The organism is Pseudomonas sp. B13(2017) (genome assembly GCF_002113245.1).
Lineage (GTDB): Bacteria > Pseudomonadota > Gammaproteobacteria > Pseudomonadales > Pseudomonadaceae > Aquipseudomonas > Aquipseudomonas putida_Z.
In genome coordinates, this window is record NZ_NEJX01000002.1 from 62,924 (window position 1) to 85,085 (window position 22,162).

Consider the following 22,162-nt stretch of genomic DNA (forward strand, 5'->3'; position numbering starts at 1 on the left):
CCCATGACTCTGCCTAGCCGCATCAGCCTGTTGACCTTATGCGTATGCCTCGCCGCCTGCAGCACGCCGCCAACACCCGCCAGCGGTATCGCCGCGCCATCCGCCTGGCAAGGCGAGGCCGCATCACCCTCGGTACAACTGCCAACGACACAGTGGTGGCAAGCCTTCGCCAGCAGCGAGCTCGACCGCCTGGTGCAGCACGCCCTGCACAATGCCCATGACCTGGCTGCCGCCACTGCGCGGGTACGCCAGGCCCAGGCCCGCGCGGTCATTGCCGGCGCGCCGCTGTTGCCGGAGCTGAAGCTGGGCCTGGACGGCAGCCGCCAACGCCTGCTGCACGGTGACGGCTATGACCAGCTGGATGTCAGCCGCAGCGAACCTACCAGCACCTCGTTCGACATGCAGCTCAGCGCCAGCTACGAAATCGACTTCTGGGGCGGCCTGCGGGCGACCCGTGAGAGCGCCCTGCGCAGCCTGGATGCCAGCCGCTTCGACCGCCAGACCGTGGCGCTGACCCTGGTCAGCGCGGTGGCCGACAGCTACCTTCAGGGCCTGGCTTTGCAGGAACAGTTGCGCATAGCCCGCCTCAACCTGCGCAATGCCCAGGACGTGCTGGGCCTGGTCGATGCACGCCAGCGCAGCGGGTCCGCCACGCGCCTGGAACTGGCTCAGCAGCGCAGCCTGGTGGCCGCGCAGCAACGCCAGCTGCCGTTACTGGAACAGAAGTGGCAAGACAGCCGGGTCACCCTGGCGACCCTGCTCGGCGACCCGGTGCAGTCGCTACCCACCAGCCAGGACGCGATCAACACCCTGCAATGGCCCGCCATTGGCAGCGGCGTGCCCAGCGAGCTGCTCACCCGCCGCCCGGACATTGCCGCAGCAGAAGCACGGCTGGCCGCCGCCAGCGCCAACGTGCAGGTCGCCCGCGCCGCCATGCTGCCCAAGCTCACCCTCGGGGCCAACCTGGGAGCTGGCGCCAATACCTTTGCCCATTTGTTCGACAGCTCCTACTACACCCTCACCAGCGGCCTGGTCGCGCCGATCTTCAACAACGGCCGGCTGCGTGCCGCGCGTGAACTGGCCGAGGCTGAACAGATGGAGTTGCTGGAGACCTACCGCAGCAGCATCCTGGCCGCTTTTGCCGATGTCGAGAAAGCGCTCAATGCGATCCAGGGCGTGGACCGCCAGCGGCAGTGGCAGGATGAAGAGGTGGAGCAGGCGCGGCTGGCGTTCGACCTGGCGCAGCAGCGTTATGGCGCGGGAGCGGAGACGCTGTTGAGCGTGCTGGAGACCCAGCGCACCTTGTATGTGGCGCAGGACCAGCAGGCACAACTGCGCCTGGCCCGGTTGCAGGGTAGCGTGGCGTTGTACAAGGCATTGGGGGGTGGGTGGGTGGCCAGCCAGTAAGGTCGCCTGTACCGGCCCTATCGCCGGCAAGCCAGCTCCCACAGGTACAGCGCATGTCTTGAACCCGGCGCAGACCCTGTGGGAGCTGGCTTGCCGGCGATAGGGCCGGTACAGGCAGCGACTAGTTCCGCACCTTCAGGTTGCGCGCATACCACGGCCGCTGCGGTACCTTGGGCCGCAGCTTGTCGAGCACATCGTCATCGCTGTAGATGATGCGCAACGCCAGCTTCATGGTCTCCGGGTCCATTTCTACACTGCGCCCGGGCCGCAAACCCGGCACCGTCGAGCAGCCATGGGTATCCGGCCCCAGCCACGGGTCGGCCACCTCCACCCAGCGCCCTGGCGCAAACCATGGCACGCCATTGACTTCCAGGCGCCGTACCTCGCCCGGGTGCAGCCGTTCATGAGCGTGGAACCAGTCTTCGATGCGGTCGTCGATCCAGCCATGAAAGTGCCAGAACACCGGGTTCACATGGGATGAAAACGGGTCACCGAGAAAATCGTTCTGTTCGGCAAACCAGCGTTCGGCAAAATCATCCGGCGTGCGCGCCGTCGGCACCGGCATGCCGTTGGAGGGGTCGCGCGGCACCGATGCCCAGCGCATGTGCAGCCAGTCGTGCAGGCCCAGCTCCACTTCCGAACCGAACTGGCCCAGGGTCAAGGTGCTCAGGTACTCCGGGTCCGTGTAGCGTGACTCCCAGACCAGGAAGTTGCCATGGAAGGTATCCGGCGTCTTGATGTCGCGCACCCACTGGGTGTATTCCGCATCACCGCTGGCCAGCCAGGTGGGCGGCAGGGCATTGCCGTCATGGTTGTCGAAGTAGCGGGCGAATCCGGCCCGGTCGCGCTCAAGTTCCGGCTGCGGCAGCGGGAAGCGCGTCCATGACGGCAAGTCCTGCAAGGCACGGGCACTGCCAAGCATGTGCCGGTGCATGAAGAAAAAGTCTTCGCCCGAGCCGTTGCGGTCCTTGTGCCGGCCCCGCGCATCACGCTCGCGATCACGCGGCCCGGGCTGCCAGCCCAGGCCACGCAGGGCGCCCTGCTTGTCCTTGCCCAGTTTGTGCCATTTGTCCCGCGACGAGTGCCACAGCTGGTGGAACAGGCGATGCTCCGGGGCGGTCAGCCAGGCCAGCAGTTGCGGGTTCAGCGGGATACGCTCGCGCGCCTCGGGGAAGGTGCGCTTCAAGGCCAGGAACTGGTTGTCCTCCACGGGCAATGTCAGCGCGCGGTCCAGGCGTGAAATGCGCCCGTTGAGGGTGGCCGGCCCGGCGTTGCCGAACCGGCCCCAGACCTCGTCGAGCACGATATGGCACTCATAGCGGGCCTGGGCCGAAAACAGGCGCCAGCGCAGGGTGCCCGGCTTGTCCGCCAACAGGTCGCCTACCACGCGGTAGCGCGGCTCTTCCTGCCCTCGCAGGCGCTCGGGGGTATCCAGGTAGCCGCGCAGGGCGCGCCCGCTGGTTGCCACATCCAGGAACAGCTCCAGTTCACCCGTGGGCAGGCCGTCCAGGCCCGCATCCTTGCCCTGCAGGGTCCAGCGCCAGATGCCGCGCAGGGTATCGCCCAACTGCTGCAGGCGGGTATCGGCCAACTCGACGACGGCCTCGCCAGGGGTTTCCGGGAATTCCTCGGCGGCACGCTGGCGCTGCACATACAGCGCCCCCAGCGCACCGGGCACCACCATACCCGTCAATGCCACACCGGCGATGAAACCGCGTCGGGAAATCGTCATTGCATACCTGTGCATTCATTGCGGCCATGGAGCACGGCCCGTCCAAGGCTAGAACGTTGCACGGCAGACGAAATTTAGCGGCGCTCCGGCTGCATCCGGGGCTGCTGCGCAGCCCAATCGCCGGCAAGCCAGCTCCCACAGTGATTGCACATGGCTTGAGGCCAATGCGCTCGAGGTGGGAGCTGGCTTGCCGGCGATTGGGCCGCATGGCGGCCCCCGACAGGCGCTAAATTTCTCGGCTGCGAGCTCGTTCACTGCAGGTAGCGGCGGCCTCTGTGCCCATCCCTCGACGGTGAACCTATTGAGACCAAGATGACGACTCCACGCTGGAAGAAAGCCCTGTTTATCAGCCTGGCCGCGGCGGTTGCCGCTGGCGCCGGGTTTGCCGCCTGGCACTACTTCGCCACACCCGCCGGCTATTCCAGGGAGGTGACCCGCCAGGCCAACGACCTGCAGGAACGCATCATCTCGTTCGACAGCCATGTCACCCTGCCGCTGACCTTCGGCACCGAAGGCAGCGAGGCCGACAAGGATGGCAATGGCCGCTTCGACCTGGCCAAGGCCGCACGCGGGCGTTCGTCTGGCGCGGCCCTGACCATCTTCGCCTGGCCGGAGTCCTGGACCGGTGACGGTGGCCCGCACCGCCCTACCCCAGGCTTTGTCGAAGCCGCCCGCCACACCCAGGAGGTGCGCTACAACGCCATCACCGCCATGGTCCGCGACTTCCCGCAGCAGGTGGGTATTGCCTATACCCCGCAAGACATGCGGCGCCTGCACGGCGAAGGCAAGTTCGCGGTGTTCCTCAGCATGCTCAACGCCTATGCGCTGGGCGATGACATCGACCAGCTCGACCGTTGGGCCGCGCGCGGCGTGCGCATGTTCGGCTTCAGCTACGTGGGCAACAACAGTTGGGCCGACTCTTCGCGCCCGCTGCCGTTCTTCAATGACACCGCCGATGCCCTGGACGGCCTGTCGCCGCTCGGCAAGCGCGCCGTGCAGCGGCTGAACGACCTGGGCGTGATCATCGATGTGTCGCAAATGTCCAGCAAGGCGCTGGCCCAGGCCGTTGCCCTCAGCCGCGCGCCGGTGGTGGCCTCGCACTCGGCGCCGCGGGCGATGGTCGACATCAAGCGCAACCTCTCCGACAAGGAGCTGCAGCTGATCAAGGACAGCGGCGGCGTGGTCCAGCTGGTGGCCTTCTCCACCTACCTCAAGCCCTTGAGCAGCAAGACCCAGGACAAACTCAACGCCCTGCGCGCCCGCTACGACCTGCCGCCACTGGCCAACCTCGACTACGCACTGATGCCCGGTGACCCGGTGATCGCCGGCTGGCCCGAGCAGAAGGTCGGCCAGTACGCCAACGCGCTGTACGGCATTCTCGAGGAGGAACCGCCGGCCACGCTCAAGGACTATGGCGACGCCATCGACTACACCGTGCGCAAGGTCGGCATCGACCATGTCGGCCTTAGTTCGGACTTCAATGAAGGCGGCGGCATCGACGGTTGGCAGAACGCCAGTGAAGCACGCAACGTCACCGCCGAACTGATCAGCCGCGGCTACTCCGAAGCGGATATCGCCAAGCTCTGGGGCGGCAACTTCCTGCGGGTGTGGGAGCAGGTGCAGCGCGCCGCGCAACCTGTCGCCACCTCATCCCCCTGACCCTTGCGAGCCAATTGATGAACGATCGTCGCACCTTTCTCAAGCAGGCCGGCCTGCTTGCGGCCGCCCTGCCCCTCACAAGCCCACTGCTGCCTGCCGCCCGAGCGGCGGCTGCGCAGCCTGCCACCGCCAGCGACTGGGCCGCGTTTCGCAACCTGTTCGAGCTGGACCCGGCGTACGCGCACTTTGCCAACTTCCTGATCACCTCGCACCCACGGCCCGTGCGCGAAGCCATCGAGGCGCTGCGCGCCCGCTTCGACCGCCACCCGGCCCGCATGGTCGACTGGGACAGCCAGTCGGAGTGGAAGCACGAAGCCGCCGTGCGTGAATGGGCGGCCCGCTACCTCGAAGTGACGCCCCGGCAAATCGCCCTGACCGGCAGCACCACCGAAGGCCTGGGGCTGATCTATGGCGGGCTGAAGATTGCCCCGGGGCAGGAAATTCTCACCACCATGCACGAGCATTCGGCCGCTCGCCATACCATGGGTTTTCGCACCACGCGCGATGGCACACCGGTGCACCGGTTGCGCCTGTTCGACGACCCCGCCAAGGTCAACAGCGACCAGGTACTGGCCACCATCGCGGCGGCCATCGGGCCGAAAACACGGGTACTGGGCATGACCTGGGTGCACTCGGGCAGTGGCGTGAAACTGCCCGTGGGCGAGATCGGCGCGCTGGTGCGCGAGGTCAATCGCCAGCGTGACGAGCAGGACCAGATCATCTACGTGATCGACGGTGTGCATGGCTTCGGCGTCGAAGACATGCGCTTTGCCGATCTCAACTGCGACTACTTCATCGCCGGCACGCACAAGTGGATGTTCGGGCCGCGGGGTACCGGGATCATCTGTGCGGCGTCCCCCGAACTGAAGCAGCTGAACCCGACCATTGCCACGTTTTCCGAGAACGAGGACTTTGCCACAGTGATGACGCCCGGGGGTTACCACGCGTTCGAGCACCGCTGGGCATTGGGCAAGGCGTTCGAGCTGCACCTGCAGTTGGGCAAGGCGGCGGTGCAGGCGCGGATTCATGGGCTTAATGGCTATCTCAGGCAGCGGCTTGAGGCGCTGCCGGGGGTCGAGCTGGTGACACCGCGCAGCACGCAGTATTCGGCGGGTTTCACCTTCTTCCGGGTCACGGGGCAGGATGCTGACGAGGTGGCCCGGTATCTCAACAGCCAGCGCATCGTGGTCGATGCGGTGTCGCGGGATGTCGGGCCGGTGGTGCGGACGGCGCCTGGGCTGTTGAATACCGAGGCGGAGATCGAGCGATTGGGGGATATTCTGAAGCGCTACCTGCGCGCTTGAGGGTTGCCTGTACCGGCCCTATCGCCGGCAAGCCGGCTCCCACAGGTACTGCAAATGGCTTGAAGTCGGTGCGGTCGGGGTGGGAGCTGGCTTGCCGGCGATAGGGGCGCAACGCGCCCCCGGCGAGCTCAAGTCAGGACTGGCCGCCGACCCGCTTCAACCACTCCCCGACATCCCGGTAAATCCCCTCCACCTGCCCCACGATCCCCGACATGCGCAAGAAGTCATGGGTCAACCCCTCCACCCGGGCAAAGGTCACCGCCGTCCCACCCGCCACCAGCCAGTCACGATAGGCCATGCCCTCATCATGCAACGGGTCATACTCGGCCACGAACAGGCAAGCCGGCGCCAATGGCTCGCACAGCGTCGACAGCAACGGCGACACCCGCCAGTCCAGGCGCTGCTCGCGCTGCGGCGCATAGTGCCGGTAGAACCACTCCAGGGTAGGCGTCTCCAGCAGGTAACCCTCGGCATGCTCGCGATGGGACTCACGCCAGCAGGAGATATCGGTCACCGGGTAGAACAGCAACTGTGCCAGCGGCTTGAACGCCAGCGCCTCGGGCTGCTCCACCGCCGTAATGGCCAGCACCGCCGCCAGGCTGGCGCCCACGCTGTCCCCTACCAGCACCACCCGGCGGTTGTCCAGGCCCAGCGAGGCCGCCTGCTCAGCCAGCCAGTTGGCGGCGTCCAGCACATCGTGCAGGGCTTTCGGGAACTGCTGCTCCGGTGCCAGCCGGTAGTCCGCCGCCAGCACCGCGAACTCGCCCAGGGCCGCCAGGCGACGGCACACCGAGTCATGCGAATCGAGGCTGCCGACCACATAGCCGCCGCCATGCAGGTACAGGATCACTGGCTGCAAGGCAGCACCAGCATCGCCCTGGCGGTACAGGCGAGCAGCCAGGCGGGCACCGTCGCGCGCGGTAATCTGCAACTCGCTGGCCGTGACGTTGCCGGGCGGGCTCGGGTCGAGTACCTGCGAGCTGCCTTCGAACTCGGCACGGGCCTGGGCCACGTCCATCGCGTGCATGGGCAGGCTCCTGCCCGTCAGCCGGCCAAATTCGACCAGTTCCAGAAATGCCGCCAGATCAGGGTGCAATGCCATGTGGGTTCCTTGGGTGAACAATGTGACTCGAGCCTCCCTACGGGACGTAGCAGCACACCGAAAAATTACCCGCCCACACGGCTAAATCGTTGGTGCAGGCACTCGTTATCCCAGCACAACGAAAGACCGCCAGAGGCATACCGTGGACCTTCAGAGCATCCTCAGCAAACTGTTCGCCAACGCCCATGCCGTCGGCATCGAAGGCGTTTTCCAGTTCGTCTTCGGCCAGGACCGGGCCTTCTGGTCGGAGGTGCGCGACAGCAGCCGCACCGGTGCCGGCCGGCACAGCGCCCCGGACGTCACCATCGAGGTGGCCGAGCGTGACTTCCTCGGCATCATGGGCGGCACCGCCAACGTCGAAGAGCTGTTCGCCAGCGCCCGCCTGAAGATCAGCGGCAACATGGGTTTGGCCACCCTGCTGCCGCAGATCATCAGCAACGCCCGGCGCGGCGCGCCGGCGACCAAGGTGTCGATGAACCAACGCTACCCGACACCGGCACGCCTCAGCGAACGGGTGTCGGCCGCGCAACCGGTGCAGCGCGAGGTGGCACGCATTGCCCGCGCCGACATGCCGCTGGCGCGCTTCCAGGGCGAATACCTGGCGCACGGGACGCCGGTGGTCATCAGCGATGCCCTGCAGGACTGGCCGCTGTTCACCATGGGCCGCGAAGCTTCGCTGGAGCATTTCGCCGAACTGCAGGGCATCACCCGGCACGGCGATTACGTGAAGAAGACCTTCTCCACCGACCGCGACTTCCGTTCCACTTCCATGGCCGACTTCATCGCCTCGCTGGACACCCCTGCCAAACCCGGCGAAACCCCGGCCTACATGGGCAACAACATCGTGCCGGAAAAGCTGCTGACGCTGATTCGCTACCCGCAGTACTTCGCCCGCGAGAAGTTCATTGCGCCGCGCATCTGGATCGGCCCCAAGGGCACCCTGACGCCATTGCACCGCGACGACACCGACAACCTGTTCGCACAGGTATGGGGGCAAAAGTCGTTCATCCTTGCCGCGCCGCACCATCGCCCGGCCCTGGGTACCTGGTCGACCAGCCCCAAGGGCGGCCTGGACGGCTGCGACTTCAACCCCGACGCCCCGGACTACCAGCGCTTCCCGGCGGCGCGCGAGGTGCCGTTCCTGCGCGTGGTGCTGCAGGCCGGTGACCTGTTGTTCCTGCCTGAAGGGTGGTTCCACCAGGTGGAGTCTGTGACCACCTCGCTGTCGGTGAACTTCTGGGTGAATTCCGGGCGCGGTTGGTAGCCGGGATTAGCAGGGGGCGCTTTGCGCCCCTATCGCCGGCAAGCCGGCTCCCACAGGTACAGCGCAAGCCTTCCGGTCGGCGTAGTCCCTGTGGGAGCTGGCTTGCCGGCGATAGGGCCGCGCAGCGGCCCCGGCAATCGATCAGACCGCCGCGATCAGCGCCTCGGCAAAGCGCTGCGCGACCTCATCGATCTGCTCGCCACTGATGATCAACGGCGGCAGGAAGCGCACCACCGCCCCATGCCGCCCACCAAGTTCCAGGATCAGCCCGCGTTTGAGGCACTCGCGCTGCACCTTCGCCGCCAATTCACGGTTGGCCGCCGGATGCCCAAGCGCATCCCGCTGGCCTTGCGGGTCCACCAGCTCCACCCCAAGCATCAGGCCACGCCCGCGAATATCACCCAACTGCGGATAATCCCGCTGCAACTGCTGCAGGTGCTGGCGCAGGCGCTGGCCCATGGCCTCGGCATGCTCTGCCAGGCGATACTCGACCAGGTAATCGATCACCGCCGAGCCCGCCGCCATGGCCATCTGGTTACCACGGAAAGTGCCGGCGTGGGCGCCCGGCTTCCAGGTATCCAGCCAGTCGCGGTACACCACCACCGCCAGCGGCAGGCTGCCGCCAATGGCCTTGGACAAGGTGACCGCATCCGGGATGATGCCGGCATGCTCGAAGGCGAACATGCGCCCGGTACGGGCGAAACCGCTCTGGATCTCATCGACGATCAACGCCACGCCGGCCTGCTCGGTGATACGGCGTACCCCCTTGAGCCACTCGATATCGGCCGGGATCACCCCTCCCTCGCCCTGCACCACCTCGAGGATCACCGCCGCCGGCAGCGGCACGCCGCTTTCCGGGTCGAGCAGCAGGGTTTCAAGGTAATGCAGGTTGGCCCTGACCCCGGCTTCGCCGCCCAAGCCGAACGGGCAACGGTAGTCGTAGGGGTACGGCATGAACTGCACACCGTTGCCGAGCAAGGCACCCAGCGGCTGCTTCGGGCCATGGCTGCCCATCAGGCTCAGCGCACCCTGGCTCATGCCATGGTAGGCGCCATGGAAGGCCAGCACGGTGCTGCGACCGGTGGCGCTGCGCACCAGTTTCAGCGCTGCTTCCACTGCATCGGTACCGGTCGGGCCGCAGAACTGGACCTTGGCCTCACGGCGCAACGCCTCGGGCAGCACACCGAACAGGTCCTGGACGAAGCGGTCCTTGACCGGCGTGGTCAGGTCCAGGGTGTGCAACGGCAGCTCATCGGCCAGTACCCGCTGGATCGCCTCGACCACCACCGGGTGGTTGTGGCCCAGCGCCAGGGTGCCGGCGCCGGCCAGGCAGTCGATGAACTGGCGGCCTTCGACATCCTCCACATGGATGCCACGGGCGCGCTTGAGTGCCAGCGGGATGCGCCGCGGGTAGCTGCGAGCGTTGGACTCCTGTTGTTGCTGGCGTTGCAGCAAGGGTGAATCGGTGAACTCGTACAAGGCACGCGGCGCGCTGGCCGGCGGGACCTGGGCAAGGCAGGAAGCGGTGGACATGGGTGAATCCTCGCAAGCAAGCGAAAGTGCGGGTGTTCGTCGCTTGGGAAACGCTTGAGTGCGGGGAGGATTTAGCGGTTGTTACTGTATTTTACTCTGCCTGTGCCGGCCCTTTCGCGGGCTTGCCCGCTCCCACAGGTACTGCACAGGGTCTGAGATGCATGCGATCTCTGTGGGAGCGGGCAAGCCCGCGAAAGGGCCGGCACAGACAGTGAAGATCAGCTGGCCGAGCGCGCCGGCACTTGCAACAACACCCGCAACCCATCACTGCGGCTGTCGAACTTCAGGCTACCGGCACAACGCTGCACGATCGCCTGCACGATCGCCAGCCCCAGCCCGCATCCACCACTCTGCCCGTTACGCCAGAAGCGCTCGGTCAGGTGTTCCAGGTCCGCCTCGGCAATCCCCGGCCCATGGTCCCGCACCATGAAGCCCACCTGGCCGTCAGCCATCTGCACCTCAAGCTCCACCGCCTCGTCGCCGCCATGGCGCAAGGCGTTGTCCAGCAGGTTGCGCAGCGCCGCCACCGCCAACGGCGCAGGCATGCCCAGGTAGATCTGCGTAGCGGCTTCAGGCAAGCGCAGCACGATGCGCCGGTTGTCACCGCCGCCGGCATCCTGCACCGCCTGCCGGGCCACCTGCTCGGCGCTGCACTGCACGCCATCCTCGAACGACAGGCTGCCCTCCACCCGCGCCAGCATCAACAACTGCTCCAGCGTGCGGTGCATGCGGTCGGCGCCCTGCTCGGCATGTTCCAGCGCCTGCTCACGCACGGCGCCATCGGTCATCCGCGCTACCTGCAGGTGGGTCTTGATCGCCGTCAGCGGGCTGCGCAGTTCATGCGCGGCATCGTCGGTCAGGCGCCGCTCACGCTCGATGGTCTGGGCAATGCGCAGGAACAGCTGGTTCTGGGTTTCCAGCAACGGTTGCAGTTCGCTGGGCATGCCCGCCACCTGCAGCGGCTCGACGCTGTCCGCGCGCCGGCGGCGCAGGGCATCGCGCATGCGGTTGAGCGGCTCCAGGCCCTTGCCCAGGCCGATCCACAACAACCCCAGGCTGCCAAGCAGGGCCATCAGCACCGGCGCCGAGGCTGCCAGCAGGATCGACTGGTTCAGCGCCTCGCGCTCCATGTGCCGGTCGGCGGTGGTGATACGCACATCGCCATGGTTGTAGGTGAAGGTGCGCCACAGCGCGTCGTCGATGGTCTGGTCACGGAAACCGCTGCGTTCATCGTCCATGACGCCGTCGTGCTTGTGGTTGCTGGCGAGAATCTCGCCACGCAGCGAGCTGACCTGGCAGGCCATGCCGTCCGGCACGCTGAACTGGTCGGCGGAAAAGTGCGCCTCCCCGCCCTTGGCGGTCAGCGGCTGCGGCAGCTGGTCGATCAGCCCGGCAACCATGCGCGCCGAAGCCACCAGGCGCTGGTCGAGGGAGAACATCATCTGCTGGCGCAGGTCGCGCAGCATCCACGCGGCGGCCAGCGCCCAGATGATCACGAAGGCGCTGCCCAGGATCAGGCTCAGGCGTACCCGCAGGCTCATGATGCGGCCTCCTCCGGCGCCTGCGCCGGGCCCAGCCGGTAGCCCAGGCCGCGCACGGTCTCGACGATGCCGTTGCCCAGCTTGCGCCGCAGATGGTGGATATGCACGTTCAGGGCATTGCTCTCGACTTCGTCGCTGAAGCCGTACACGCAGTCTTTGAGCTGCTCGCCGGACAGCACCCGCCCGGGGTTCTGCAGCAGCGCCTGGAGCAATGCCTGTTCACGCCGGGACAGGTCGACCGGCTGGCCGGCCAGGGTTGCCTCGCAGCTGCTCGGGTCGTAGCGCAGCGGGCCGTGTTCGATCACATTCACCGCCCGCCCGGCCACCCGCCGCAGCAGGGTGTGCAGGCGAGCAGCCAGCTCGCGCAGGTCGAACGGCTTGAGCAGGTAATCGTCGGCGCCGGCCTGCAGGCCATCGACCCGGTCGGTGACCGCATCACGGGCAGTGAGCACCAGCACTGGCAGCGTCTCGCCTTTCTCGCGCAGGCGGCGCAACAGCTTCAGGCCGTCTTCGTCGGGCAGGCCAAGGTCGAGGATCATCACGTCGAACTGCGCGGCCTGCAGCATCGCCCGTGCATCGGCGGCGTTGCCCACACGGTCCACGGTCAGGCCCTGGGCGGTAAGGCCGGCGCAGATGCCGGCGGCGATCAGGTCGTCGTCCTCACAGAGCAGAACGTGCATGGCGGGGCTCCCGGAATGGTGTGGCTGGCATTGCACCTTGGGCAGATTAAGGGGGGATTATGGACCTTTTGTGGGGTGGATTGTGGTGTTCGTCTTGGGTGCGATGGCGAACACCAGTGCCTAAATCAACCCCTGCGGCGTATCTACATCCAGCAACACCCCAGCATCCTCCACTTCAACCACCACGCAACGATCCCGATGCGCTTGCACCACCGACCGGGCCCCTTCATCCCCGGCAAGCTGCCCCAGCGCCGGCCAGAAGTCGCGGCCGAAGACCACCGGGTGCCCCTGCTGCCCCGCATGGCGCGGCAACACGATGGTCGAGGCGGTGGCCGCCTCGGCCAACCGACGCAAGGTGGCCGATTCGATCCAAGGCATATCACCCAGCAAGATCGCCACCGCCTGCGCCTGGCTGTCACCCAACGACCTGGCGCCGGCAGCCAGGCTATGCCCCATTCCCGACGCCGCATCCGGGCTGGCGATAACCCGGCAATCGGCAGGCAAGGCAAAATCCTCGCTCCACTCGCCCGCGCGCAACACCACGCGCACATCATCGAACACCGCTTGGGCCCGTTCCACACTATGCGCCAGCAGGCTGCGACCATCAGCCAAGGTCGCCCGGCGCTTGTCTGAACCGAAACGCGTGCCGCGGCCTGCCGCCAGCACCAGCGCAACCACGCTCACAGCGCGCCCCGCTCGATGCCGTTGCGCACCCGCAGAATGTCGGCCAGCACCGCCAAAGCGATCTCGGCCGGGGTCTTGCTGCCCAGGTTGAGGCCGATCGGGGCGTGGATGCGGCCCAGTTCGACCTCGCCCAGGCCACCGATCCGCCGCAGGCGTTCGCGGCGCTTGTCGGAGGTCACCCGGGAGCCCATCACACCGATATAGAACGCCTCGGTGCGCACCGCTTCGAGCATCGCCAGGTCATCGATCTTCGGGTCGTGGGTCAGCGCCACCACCGCCGTGTCGGCATGGCAACCGCCATGGGCGATGAACTCTGACGGCAGCTCGTGGCGCACTTCGATGCCATCCAGCCGCACGCCGTCGAGCACTTCGTCACGCGGCTCGCAGAGGATGACTTCGAAGCCCATGCCCTTGCCGAACTCGGCACAGAAATGCGCGACGCTGGAGTACCCGGCCAGCAGCAGACGCTGGGCGGCCCCCACACGCAAGCGTACACAGGCACTTTCACGCTGCACACGCGGCCCCTGGCTGTGGTCATCGGCAAGCAGGCGCCTACCCTCGGGCAGGCTCACTTCACGCAGCACGCGGCGCTGGCCCTGCAATGCGCTTTCCAGCTCACGCAGGTGCGCTTGCACGTCACATTCGGCCGGCAGGTTCTCCACCAGCACTTCCAGCACGCCGCCACAGGGCAGGCGGATGCTCGAACGCGAGTCGCTGCCATCGCCATAACGCACGATGGCCACTGGCTCGGGAAACTCCCCCCGGCCCACGCGCTCGAGAAAGTCGTCTTCCACGCAGCCACCGGACAGCGAACCCAGCCACTGCCCGCTGGCGTTCACCGCCAGCAGCGAGCCCGGTGCACGGGGCGCCGAGCCATAGGTGGCGAGCACCGTGCACAACCACACCCGCTGGCCGCCGCACGACCACTGCAACGCCTGGCGGACCACCTGTAGATCGAGATGCTGCACCCTTTACTCCGCCTTCAGCTCGGCGAGCTGCTGTACGCTGAGGTCACCGGGCAATCCACCCCAGGCCTGGCGCAGGTAGTTGACCATATCCGCCACCTGCTGGTCATCGAGCTTGTCGGCAAAGCCCGGCATCGGCTGCATGCGCTCGAAGCCGGTGAACTGCTGCTCACGGATGCCTTCGAGGACCACCTTGACCAGGTTGCGCGAGTCGGCCTGGCGCAGCACCGTGTTGCCGCGCATGGCCACGGCGATGTGCGGCTTGCCCTCGCCGTCCACCCCATGGCAGCCCGCGCAGACATTCAGGTATTGCTGGCGGCCGCGCCTGGCGCTGTCGCTCATCTGCTCCAGCGCCACCGCCTGGATGGCCTTGGCCGGCGGTGGCTGGTCGCCCAGCAGGTAGGTGGCCATGGCCGCCAGGTCGGCATCCTCCAGGTGCTGGGTGCTGTGGTGCACCACCGGGAACATTTCGTTGAACATGCTGCCCTGGGCGCTGATGCCATGCTTGAGGAAGGTGGTCAGGTCCGGCTGGGTCCAGCCGCGCTCGGCCAGGTCCTGGGCCAGCAGGCTCGGGGCCAGGTAGCCACCCAGCAGGCCGCCGCTCAGGCGCTGGTCTTGCTGCAACGCACCGATCGGGTTGCGCGGGGTATGGCACTCGCCGCAATGGCCCATGACTTCGACCATGTACTGCCCACGCTGCCAGGCCGGGCTTTTGCCCTCGGTCGGCTGCAGTTGAACGCTTTTACCGTACAGCATGTTCCAGCCGCTCAGCCCCTGGCGCACGTTGAACGGAAAGCGCAACGCAGTCTGCGGTGCCGGGCGGTTGATTGGCGGCACGGTCATCAGGTAGGCGAGGATCGCGTCCGAATCTTCGCGCTTGATCAGGTGGTACGAGGTGTACGGCATCGCCGGGTAGAGGTTGGCGCCGTCCTTGCGCTTGCCCTCGGTTACCGCCGCGAAGAATTCGTCGGCGCTGTAGTTGCCGATGCCGTACTGCTTGTCCGGGGTGATGTTGCTGCCGTAAATGGTGCCGAACGGCGAATGGATCGGCAGGCCGCCGGCGTACGGCGCGCCGCCTTCGGCGGTGTGGCAGGCCATGCAGTCGGCCGCACGGGCCAGGTATTCACCGCGCTTGACCTGCGCCTGGTCGGCTGCCTGGGCAAGCGAGGTAATGGCAAGGCCGAGAGCCAGCGCCAGTGCGCTACGAACAAGACCCATGCTCAACCCTCCTTGACCAGGCCAAGGTCGTTGAGCACCGTGCGGGTGGCGTCGTAGTAACGCACGTAGCCGGTGCAACGGCAGATGTGGTGGCCCAGGCTCGCCTCGATGCGGTCTTCCACCTCGCTCTTCTTCAGCGGCTGGCGCTGGGCGGTTTCCACCAGCACCGTGGCGGCATTGACGAAGCCCGGCGCGCAGTAGCTGCACTGGAAGGCGAACAGGTCGACGAACTTCTGCTGGATCGGGTTCAGCGTGAGGTTGCCGGCCTCGTCCTGTTTGGCATGGCCCTCGATGGTGCGGACCTTCTTGCCCTCGAAGTAATGCGCGCCGGTAATGCAGGTGCGCACCTCCTCGCTGGTGCCGTCGGGGTTGTCGACGATCACCACGCAGGCGTGGCAGATGCCCTGGCCGCAGCCCAGGCGCGAGCCGGTGAGGTTCTGGTGTTCGTGCAGGTAGTCGATCATCGCCAGGTCGTCGGGGACCTCGACCGGGCCGACCGGTTGACCGTTGAGGGTCAGTTGCAGTGGACGGTTAGCCATTGAGGGCCTCCTTGATACGGGCTGGGGTGATGGGGAGATCGCGAACGCGCTTGCCGATGGCATGCGCGACGGCATTGCCGATGGCACCGACGACCGGGATCATCACCACCTCGGCGATGCCCTTGGACGGGTCGGTCGGTGACAGCGGCGGGAGGATTTCGCTGGTCTGCTGCCACACCGCCACGTCGCGCGCATGCGGCAGGCGGTAGCGGTTGAAGTTCCAGTCGCCCTCCCCGGGCCCGCCCTCGTACAACGGCATTTCTTCGGTCAAGGCATGGCCGATGCCCATGGCGATACCGCCCTCGAGCTGGCCCTTGACCAGTTCCGGCACCAGCACCCGGCCGCACTCGACCCAGCTGTGATGGTTGAGTACCTGCACTTCGTGAGTGCCCTTGTTCACCTTGACTTCGACAATGGTCGCCACCGGGCTGTAGTAGGTGACCATGGCGTTGTTCAGCTGGGTGTCGGGGTAGGCGGCGTTCTGCCGGTCGAGCAGGTGGTAGCCGTGGCTGCTCATCTGCGCCTTCTTGGCGTTCACCGCGCCATCGCCGTATTTCACCGCCACCGCGTCGAGCGGGAAGCGTTCGCGCACGCCGTCGATGACGAAGTCGGCCTCGGCCCAGCTCCAGCGGTTGAAACCGTGCACGCTGACGCCGGTGACCAGGCCCATGTCATGGGCCTTTTGTGCCAGCTGGGCGAACGGGATCGGTGACAGGCCGTTGCCGGTCAGCTCGCCGTTGACCCATACCGCATTCTCGCGGCGCACCACCAGCGGGTTGGCCTGGCCGCCGTAAGGGCCCTGGCGCCAGATGGCCATGGCCGCCGGCCACAGACCGTGGTTGAACAGCACGCGTGCCGCTTCGCGGGTGGCATGGCTGAAGTAGAAGGCCGAGTTGGTCGCCGACGACGGCGAAGCAAGCTTGCCGACCCAGCGCGGGTTGCGCAGCGCGGCGTCCTGCTCGGGCTGGCTGATCAGGTACGGGTTGCCGCTGGTGGTCAGCTGCAGCTCCGGCCATTCGGTGACCGCGGTCTTCACCTCGTCGGCCGAGCGGCCAAGGAAATCGCTGACCACCAGGGCCTGGGAGGTGGACATGCCGGTACCCAGTTCGGTGCCGATGTGGCGCAGGCTGATGCGTCCATCGCGGCTGAATTCGATGCTGGCCATGGGGGCTTCGGAGCCGGTGCCGAAGTCTTTCTGGCAGATGGCAAAGCCCACGCCATACCAGTGGTCCGGGTCCTTGGCGTCCATCTGCTGCTTGCGCGCATCGCGGTTGCGCCACCAGTCGTGCACGGCCGCCTTGTCGAGAATCTCGTACAAGCGCAGGGCGCCGGCCGGGACCGCGCCCTGGGTGTTCTTCATGCCCGACTTCAGCGCGTTGGCGCGGCGCAGGTCAATGGCATCGACGCCCAGGCGCCCGGCGATCTCATCCACCATCATTTCGGTGGCGGCCATGGTCTGCAGGGTGCCGTAGCCGCGCATGGAGCCGGCCTCGACGCCACGGGAATGATAGGCCGTGACCGACAGGTCGTTCTGCGGCATGTAGTAGATCGACTGCGCCGCCGTGGCCCCCACCGCTGCCACCGACGGGCTGTAGTTGATACGCCCGCCGCCGTCGCAGCTCATGTCGGCGCGGAAGATCTTGAAGCTGTTGTCCTTCTTGTCCACCGCCAACTGGTAGCGGATATCGAAGGCATGGCGCTTGATGCCGCTCTGGAACTGCTCGTAGCGGTCGTTGGCCAGGCGGATCGGCACACCGGCGCCATACAGCGCGGCCACGGCGGCGTAGAAGACGAAGATGTTGTTGTCTTTCGAGCCGTAGCCCACGGTATAGCCCGGGTGCATGTTCAGCGTGTTCAGGGCGAAGCGCGACGGCTTGATCATGTGCACGCATTCCTGCGCCACTTCGAACGGGCACTGGGTCGCGACCACGAAGTGCAGCGTCCCGCTGGCCGGGTCGTACCAGCCGTTGCCGTTGTCCGGCTCCAGGGCGGCCGGCTCGATGGACGGCGTCTTGTAGCGCTCGTCGAACACCAGCCAGTCCTCTGGCGGGTTGTCCAGCTGCTCGGCCATGCGCTTGGCATGGAACAGGCCCTGCTCGGTCAGATCGCCATGCTGGTTGGGCTGCTTCGACCACACCGGCTTGCGGTTGAGGATGGTGGGGAACAGCATGGAATTCTTCAGGCTGGAAAATTCATCGTCGTCGAACGGCGTGGCACCGCCCACGCGCACGAAACGGAAGCTGCCGTAGGGGTCGCGCTGGTACAGCGGCGCCTGGGCGCCATAGCGGATCGCCTGGTCGTTGAACTGCAGCTTGCGCTTGGCCTGGCGGAAGCGCTCGAAGTCGTGCCAGATCAGGATCGCCACCGGATGGCCGATGAACATCGGCACCTTGCCGGGCGGCAGCAGCGGGTCGGGCGAGTGGGCCTCGGGCCAGGCGATGCCGTCCTTTTCCAGGTCGGCCGCGGTGACGATGCGGTCCGGCTGCAGGTCGGCGCCAAGCAGGCTGAGGTCATGGCCGGCATAGATACGGTCGGCCTTGGTCGCCTTGAGCAGCAGCGCATGCCCCTGCTGCACGGGCCAGCCGGGCATGTCCTTGGCACGGATGTCGCGGGCGAACACCTTGTCGCCGCACACCTTGGACAAGGCATCGTTACGGAAACGCGCCTTGCCGTCATGGTTCATCCACTTCTGCGGCGAGGTGGTGACGCGTTCCTCCATCAGCGCGGCGAATGCCTGGCTGCCGAGCGGCGCCATGGTCACGCCGACACCAGCGATCAGGCCGCCTTGCAGGAAGGCGCGCCGGGAAATATCACGGTTGGACATGCTTGATCCTCTGGGCAGCAGGGGGACTGCCCTTTTTTTGATTCTGGTACTAGCCTGAAAAGCTGACCTGTACGTCAACTTTACAGCAATTGTGTTGGCGCAGGCAAAGTCAAGTCGACAATATGTCGCGACATGTCTGGGATCTGGGGCGGAATTTGCTCTGGGGCTGGTAGGTGGTTGTCTTAGGATCTCCCAGGCGCAAACAATCCCACGGCATACACCTCCAAGCCCTGATGCGCCCCCCCTGACCAAAAACCAGAGTTAACCTTGGGTTAATCGACCCAAGCCAGCATGACCCCTTTCAACGTACTGCCAAGGCGAAGACATGCGCGTCCTCCTGCTCTTCCTGACACTGCTGCTGGCCGGCCCGTTGCAGGCCAACCCGTTCGATGTCAAACCGGACTTCCTGCCGGTCAACCAGGCCTTCGTGCTTACCCATGACCGCCAGGCCGACGGCCAAATGCGCCTGTTCTTCCAGATCCAGCCTGGCTACTACCTGTATCAGAAGCGCCTGAAGTTCGACGGCCTGCCTGCCGAACAGCACCCGCAACTGCCAGCCGCTCTCAATCATCACGACGAGTTCTTCGGCGACAGCGCGGTGTACCGCGACCAGCTCGAACTGCTGCTACCGGCCGATGCCCGGGGCCAGCTGCGCCTGGGCTGGCAGGGCTGTGCCGACGCCGGCCTGTGCTACCCGCCGCAAACCACGTTGGTCGACCTGGGTGGCAGTGTGGTGCCGGCGGCCGAACAAGCCAGTGACCAGGCCCTGGCCAGCGACCTGCAACAAGGCCACCTGGCCTGGAGCCTGCTGGCGTTCTTCGGCCTGGGCCTGTTGCTGGCCTTTACCCCCTGCTCGCTGCCGATGCTGCCGATCCTCGCCGGGCTGGTAATGGGCAATGGCGCCAGTGCCCGGCGCGGCTGGATACTGGCCGGGGTCTATGTACTGAGCATGGCCCTGGTGTATGCCGCCCTGGGCGTGGTCGCCGCGCTGCTGGGTGCCAGCCTGCAGGCCTGGCTGCAGCAACCCTGGCTGCTGGGCAGCCTGGCAGGGCTGTTCGTGCTGCTCGCCCTGCCGATGTTCGGCGCCTTCGAACTGCAACTGCCCGCCGCCGTGCGTGACCGCCTCGACCGCGCCGGGCAAGGCACCCGTGGTGGCAACCTGTATGGCGCGGCGCTGCTGGGCGCGCTATCCGGCCTGCTGATGGGCCCGTGCATGACCGCGCCGTTGGCCGGCGCGCTGCTGTACATCGCCCAGAGCGGCGACGTGCTGCAGGGGGCGCTGGTACTGTTCAGCCTCGGCCTGGGCATGGGCGTGCCGCTGCTGTTGCTGGTAACCCTCGGCAACCGCTTCCTGCCCCGCCCGGGCGCCTGGATGAACCGGGTCAAGGGCGTGTTCGGCTTCGTGTTCCTGGGCATGGCGCTATACACCTTGCGCAGCCTGCTGCCCGCAGCATTGCTGCTGGCCCTGAGCGGCGCCTTGCTGATTGCCCTGGCCTGGGCTGCCTGGCCGGCCCTGCAGCGGTTGCCGGCGTTGCGCGCGTTGCCGCTGCTGGGTGCCCTGTGGGGCGGCCTGCTGCTGGTGGGGGCGGCGGCCGGTGGCGACGACCTCTGGCAGCCGCTGCGCCCGTTCGCCGGTGGCGGCGCTGCGCCGGCTACCGGCCAGCACACCGAGGACGCCTTCGTCACCGTCAGCCGCCCCGAAGACCTGCAACGCGAACTGGATGCAGCCAAGGCCCGTGGCCAGTGGGTGATGCTCGACTACTATGCCGACTGGTGCGTGTCGTGCAAGGTCATGGAAAAACAGGTGTTCGCCCGCAGCGACGTGCAGGCCGGCCTGGCCGGTGTGCACCTGCTGCGCCTGGACGTGACCGCCGACACCCCGGCCAGCCAGGCCCTGCTGCAGCGCTACCAGGTACCTGGCCCGCCCAGCATCATCTGGGTCGGCCCGGAAGGCGACGAACGCCGCGCGCGGCGCATCACTGGTGAGGTGGATGCAGCCGCCTTCCTGCAACACTGGACCCAGACCAGGAGCCAAGGCTGATGCTGACCGTAACCCTCGGGCCACTGACCATGGCCCTCAACCACCTGCTGATGCTCACCGCCCTGGTGATCGCCAGCATGGTCGGCTGGTGGGTCGCCCGGCGTGGCGGCGAGAGCCCGGAATCGGCACTGTTCAATCTGTTCCTGATCGGCTTGCTGTGCGCACGCGCCGGCTTCGTGCTGGCCTATTGGCCGATGTACCAGGACGACCCGCTGCAGATCATCGATATCCGTGATGGCGGCTTCCTGTTCTGGTCGGGCCTTGCCGGCATCGTGCTCGGCGCCCTGTGGCAGGGCTGGCGCCATCCGGGCCTGCGCCGTCCGCTGGGCTGGGCGCTGTTCAGCGGCGCGCTGTTCTGGGGCCTGGCCAGCCTCGGTGGCCACCTGTACAGCAAGGGCACCGAACTGCCCGAGCTGAGCCTGCGCAAGGCCAACGGCCAATCCGTAGCGTTGCACAGCTACCGCGGCAAACCGCTGGTCATCAACATCTGGGCCACCTGGTGCCCACCCTGCCGACGCGAAATGCCGGTGCTGCAACAGGCGCAAAGCGCTTACCCGCACGTGACCTTCCTGTTCGTCAACCAGGGCGAGACCCCGGAAAACGTCAGCACCTTCCTCGCCACCACCGGCCTGAGCCTGACCCACGTGCTGTTCGACGGCACCGGTCTGCTGGCCCAGCGCGTCGGCTCCATGGCCCTGCCCACCACCCTGTTCTACGACGCCGACGGGCGCCTGGTCGGCAGCCATCTGGGCGAGCTGTCCCGGGCCAGCCTGCGCCATGCCCTGGAGCCTTTCGACCGGGCCACCGCGCCCGCCCCTGCCGCACAAGGAAACTGACATGCGACTGACTGCACTGCTGCCCCTGTCCCTGGCTCTGCTAGCTGCCCCTACCCTGCAGGCCGAAGAGCTGCCCAAGGCGATTGCGCAACTGCAAGCCAAGGGCGCCGTGATCAAAGGCAGCTTCGACGCCCCCAACGGCCTGCGCGGGTATGCCGCCGAGTACCAGAATAATGGCCTGGCGCTGTACCTCACCCCTGACGGCAAGCATGTACTGGTCGGCAGCCTGTTCGACGAACAGGGCAACGACCTCAGTGCCGAGCCGCTGAAAAAGCTGGTGTATGCGCCGATGAGCAAGGAAATCTGGGCGAAGATGGAGAAAACCTCCTGGATCGCCGACGGCAAGGACGATGCACCGCGCAAGGTGTACCTGTTCAGCGACCCCAACTGCCCGTACTGCAACATGTTCTGGGAACAGGCGCGGCCATGGGTGGAGTCGGGCAAGGTGCAGTTGCGCCATATCATGGTCGGCATCATCCGCGAGGACAGCCCGGGCAAGTCGGCGGCGCTGCTGGCGGCGAAAGACCCGGCCAAGGCACTGCACGAGCATGAAAAAGCGGGCAAAGCCAGCAAGTTGAAGGCACTGGAGCAGGTGCCGGAGGCGGTGCAGCAGAAGCTGGCGGCAAACATGGCGCTGATGGAAGAAATGGGGTTGCAGGCGACCCCGGCGATCTTCTATCAGGATGATCAGGGCAACCTGCAGAGCCAGCAAGGCGCGCCGCGGCCGGAGTTGCTTGGGAAGATTCTCGGCAAGCGCTGATGTGAAATCGCCGGGGCTGCCTTGCAGCCCATTCGCAGCACAAGGCTGTGGCAGCCCTGTGGGAGCGGGCAAG

Annotated in this window: 17 protein-coding genes; 7 read left to right on the top strand and 10 right to left on the bottom strand. The window is 66.6% G+C overall.

Annotation, left to right across the window (positions count from 1 at the left end; translation table 11 throughout):
* Nucleotides 1-3: 3 nt before the first annotated feature.
* Nucleotides 4-1,407, top strand: coding sequence for an efflux transporter outer membrane subunit (locus tag CAG44_RS03505; protein ID WP_085691596.1), 1,404 nt, complete (start codon nucleotides 4-6; stop codon nucleotides 1,405-1,407).
* 121 nt (nucleotides 1,408-1,528) lie between these two features.
* Here the strand turns inward: CAG44_RS03505 and CAG44_RS03510 are convergent, their stop codons facing one another.
* The gene (locus CAG44_RS03510) at nucleotides 1,529-3,139 is read right to left on the bottom strand and encodes a PvdJ/PvdD/PvdP-like protein (protein ID WP_085691597.1); all 1,611 of its coding nucleotides are present in this window, start codon (nucleotides 3,137-3,139) and stop codon (nucleotides 1,529-1,531) included.
* Nucleotides 3,140-3,451: 312 nt separating this feature from the next.
* On the opposite strand from CAG44_RS03510, the gene pvdM reads away from it, so the two are divergent.
* On the top strand, nucleotides 3,452-4,798 hold the full coding sequence (gene pvdM / locus CAG44_RS03515) for a pyoverdine-tailoring dipeptidase-like protein PvdM (protein WP_085691598.1): 1,347 nt from the start codon (nucleotides 3,452-3,454) through the stop codon (nucleotides 4,796-4,798).
* 17 nt (nucleotides 4,799-4,815) lie between these two features.
* Nucleotides 4,816-6,102, top strand: coding sequence for an aminotransferase class V-fold PLP-dependent enzyme (locus CAG44_RS03520; protein WP_085691599.1), 1,287 nt, complete (start codon nucleotides 4,816-4,818; stop codon nucleotides 6,100-6,102).
* A 133-nt stretch (nucleotides 6,103-6,235) separates the two neighbouring features.
* Here the strand turns inward: CAG44_RS03520 and CAG44_RS03525 are convergent, their stop codons facing one another.
* Nucleotides 6,236-7,204: an alpha/beta hydrolase gene (locus tag CAG44_RS03525; RefSeq protein ID WP_085691600.1), complete on the bottom strand. Its 969-nt coding sequence runs from the start codon at nucleotides 7,202-7,204 to the stop codon at nucleotides 6,236-6,238.
* Between the two features lie 142 nt (nucleotides 7,205-7,346).
* Between CAG44_RS03525 and CAG44_RS03530 the strand changes: the two genes are divergently transcribed.
* Complete coding sequence (locus tag CAG44_RS03530) at nucleotides 7,347-8,468, top strand: cupin-like domain-containing protein (protein WP_085592795.1); 1,122 nt, start codon at nucleotides 7,347-7,349, stop codon at nucleotides 8,466-8,468.
* Nucleotides 8,469-8,609: 141 nt separating this feature from the next.
* Here the strand turns inward: CAG44_RS03530 and CAG44_RS03535 are convergent, their stop codons facing one another.
* From CAG44_RS03535 to CAG44_RS03575, 8 genes are all read right to left on the bottom strand, one after another.
* Complete coding sequence (locus CAG44_RS03535; protein WP_085691601.1) at nucleotides 8,610-10,001, bottom strand: aspartate aminotransferase family protein; 1,392 nt, start codon at nucleotides 9,999-10,001, stop codon at nucleotides 8,610-8,612.
* 218 nt (nucleotides 10,002-10,219) lie between these two features.
* The gene (locus CAG44_RS03545) at nucleotides 10,220-11,542 is read right to left on the bottom strand and encodes an ATP-binding protein (RefSeq protein WP_085691602.1); all 1,323 of its coding nucleotides are present in this window, start codon (nucleotides 11,540-11,542) and stop codon (nucleotides 10,220-10,222) included.
* Nucleotides 11,539-12,222 (bottom strand): response regulator transcription factor, encoded by a 684-nt coding sequence (locus CAG44_RS03550; protein ID WP_025339994.1) that lies wholly within the window; start codon nucleotides 12,220-12,222, stop codon nucleotides 11,539-11,541. Before CAG44_RS03550 ends, CAG44_RS03545 begins: the two co-directional genes overlap by 4 nt.
* A 120-nt stretch (nucleotides 12,223-12,342) precedes the next feature.
* On the bottom strand, nucleotides 12,343-12,906 hold the full coding sequence (locus CAG44_RS03555; RefSeq protein ID WP_085691603.1) for an NTP transferase domain-containing protein: 564 nt from the start codon (nucleotides 12,904-12,906) through the stop codon (nucleotides 12,343-12,345).
* Nucleotides 12,903-13,874: an XdhC family protein gene (locus CAG44_RS03560; protein ID WP_085691604.1), complete on the bottom strand. Its 972-nt coding sequence runs from the start codon at nucleotides 13,872-13,874 to the stop codon at nucleotides 12,903-12,905. The genes CAG44_RS03555 and CAG44_RS03560 overlap by 4 nt, the downstream gene beginning before the upstream one ends.
* A gap of 3 nt (nucleotides 13,875-13,877) precedes the next feature.
* Entirely contained in the window at nucleotides 13,878-15,089 is a 1,212-nt protein-coding gene (locus CAG44_RS03565) for a cytochrome c (RefSeq protein ID WP_075045863.1), read from the bottom strand.
* Between the two features lie 2 nt (nucleotides 15,090-15,091).
* Nucleotides 15,092-15,628, bottom strand: a complete 537-nt coding sequence (locus CAG44_RS03570) for a (2Fe-2S)-binding protein (RefSeq protein ID WP_013973477.1) — start codon at nucleotides 15,626-15,628, stop codon at nucleotides 15,092-15,094.
* A complete protein-coding gene (locus CAG44_RS03575; protein ID WP_085691605.1) occupies nucleotides 15,621-18,452 on the bottom strand; it encodes a xanthine dehydrogenase family protein molybdopterin-binding subunit in 2,832 nt (943 codons plus the stop codon). The genes CAG44_RS03570 and CAG44_RS03575 overlap by 8 nt, the downstream gene beginning before the upstream one ends.
* A gap of 325 nt (nucleotides 18,453-18,777) precedes the next feature.
* Between CAG44_RS03575 and dsbD the strand changes: the two genes are divergently transcribed.
* Genes dsbD through dsbG form a run of 3 tightly spaced genes read left to right on the top strand, consistent with a single transcriptional unit; the run spans nucleotide 18,778 to nucleotide 22,089 of the window.
* Nucleotides 18,778-20,493 (top strand): protein-disulfide reductase DsbD, encoded by a 1,716-nt coding sequence (gene dsbD, locus CAG44_RS03580; protein WP_085691606.1) that lies wholly within the window; start codon nucleotides 18,778-18,780, stop codon nucleotides 20,491-20,493.
* Complete coding sequence (locus CAG44_RS03585; RefSeq protein WP_025340001.1) at nucleotides 20,493-21,329, top strand: TlpA disulfide reductase family protein; 837 nt, start codon at nucleotides 20,493-20,495, stop codon at nucleotides 21,327-21,329. The genes dsbD and CAG44_RS03585 overlap by 1 nt, the downstream gene beginning before the upstream one ends.
* Nucleotide 21,330: 1 nt before the next feature.
* Nucleotides 21,331-22,089 (top strand): thiol:disulfide interchange protein DsbG, encoded by a 759-nt coding sequence (dsbG, locus tag CAG44_RS03590; RefSeq protein ID WP_046615068.1) that lies wholly within the window; start codon nucleotides 21,331-21,333, stop codon nucleotides 22,087-22,089.
* The last annotated feature ends 73 nt before the right edge of the window (nucleotides 22,090-22,162 follow it).

Excerpts from the sequence above, each read along its gene's own strand:
- CAG44_RS03535 (WP_085691601.1), bottom strand. The coding sequence starts at position 10,001 with ATGTCCACCGCTTCCTGCCTTGCCCAGGTCCCGCCGGCCAGCGCGCCG.
- CAG44_RS03565 (WP_075045863.1), bottom strand. The coding sequence starts at position 15,089 with ATGGGTCTTGTTCGTAGCGCACTGGCGCTGGCTCTCGGCCTTGCCATT.
- CAG44_RS03545 (WP_085691602.1), bottom strand. The coding sequence starts at position 11,542 with ATGAGCCTGCGGGTACGCCTGAGCCTGATCCTGGGCAGCGCCTTCGTG.
- CAG44_RS03505 (WP_085691596.1), top strand. The coding sequence starts at position 4 with ATGACTCTGCCTAGCCGCATCAGCCTGTTGACCTTATGCGTATGCCTC.
- CAG44_RS03585 (WP_025340001.1), top strand. The coding sequence starts at position 20,493 with ATGCTGACCGTAACCCTCGGGCCACTGACCATGGCCCTCAACCACCTG.
- CAG44_RS03520 (WP_085691599.1), top strand. The coding sequence starts at position 4,816 with ATGAACGATCGTCGCACCTTTCTCAAGCAGGCCGGCCTGCTTGCGGCC.
- CAG44_RS03525 (WP_085691600.1), bottom strand. The coding sequence starts at position 7,204 with ATGGCATTGCACCCTGATCTGGCGGCATTTCTGGAACTGGTCGAATTT.
- dsbD (WP_085691606.1), top strand. The coding sequence starts at position 18,778 with ATGCGCGTCCTCCTGCTCTTCCTGACACTGCTGCTGGCCGGCCCGTTG.
- CAG44_RS03570 (WP_013973477.1), bottom strand. The coding sequence starts at position 15,628 with ATGGCTAACCGTCCACTGCAACTGACCCTCAACGGTCAACCGGTCGGC.
- CAG44_RS03510 (WP_085691597.1), bottom strand. The coding sequence starts at position 3,139 with ATGACGATTTCCCGACGCGGTTTCATCGCCGGTGTGGCATTGACGGGT.
- pvdM (WP_085691598.1), top strand. The coding sequence starts at position 3,452 with ATGACGACTCCACGCTGGAAGAAAGCCCTGTTTATCAGCCTGGCCGCG.
- dsbG (WP_046615068.1), top strand. The coding sequence starts at position 21,331 with ATGCGACTGACTGCACTGCTGCCCCTGTCCCTGGCTCTGCTAGCTGCC.
- CAG44_RS03575 (WP_085691605.1), bottom strand. The coding sequence starts at position 18,452 with ATGTCCAACCGTGATATTTCCCGGCGCGCCTTCCTGCAAGGCGGCCTG.
- CAG44_RS03550 (WP_025339994.1), bottom strand. The coding sequence starts at position 12,222 with ATGCACGTTCTGCTCTGTGAGGACGACGACCTGATCGCCGCCGGCATC.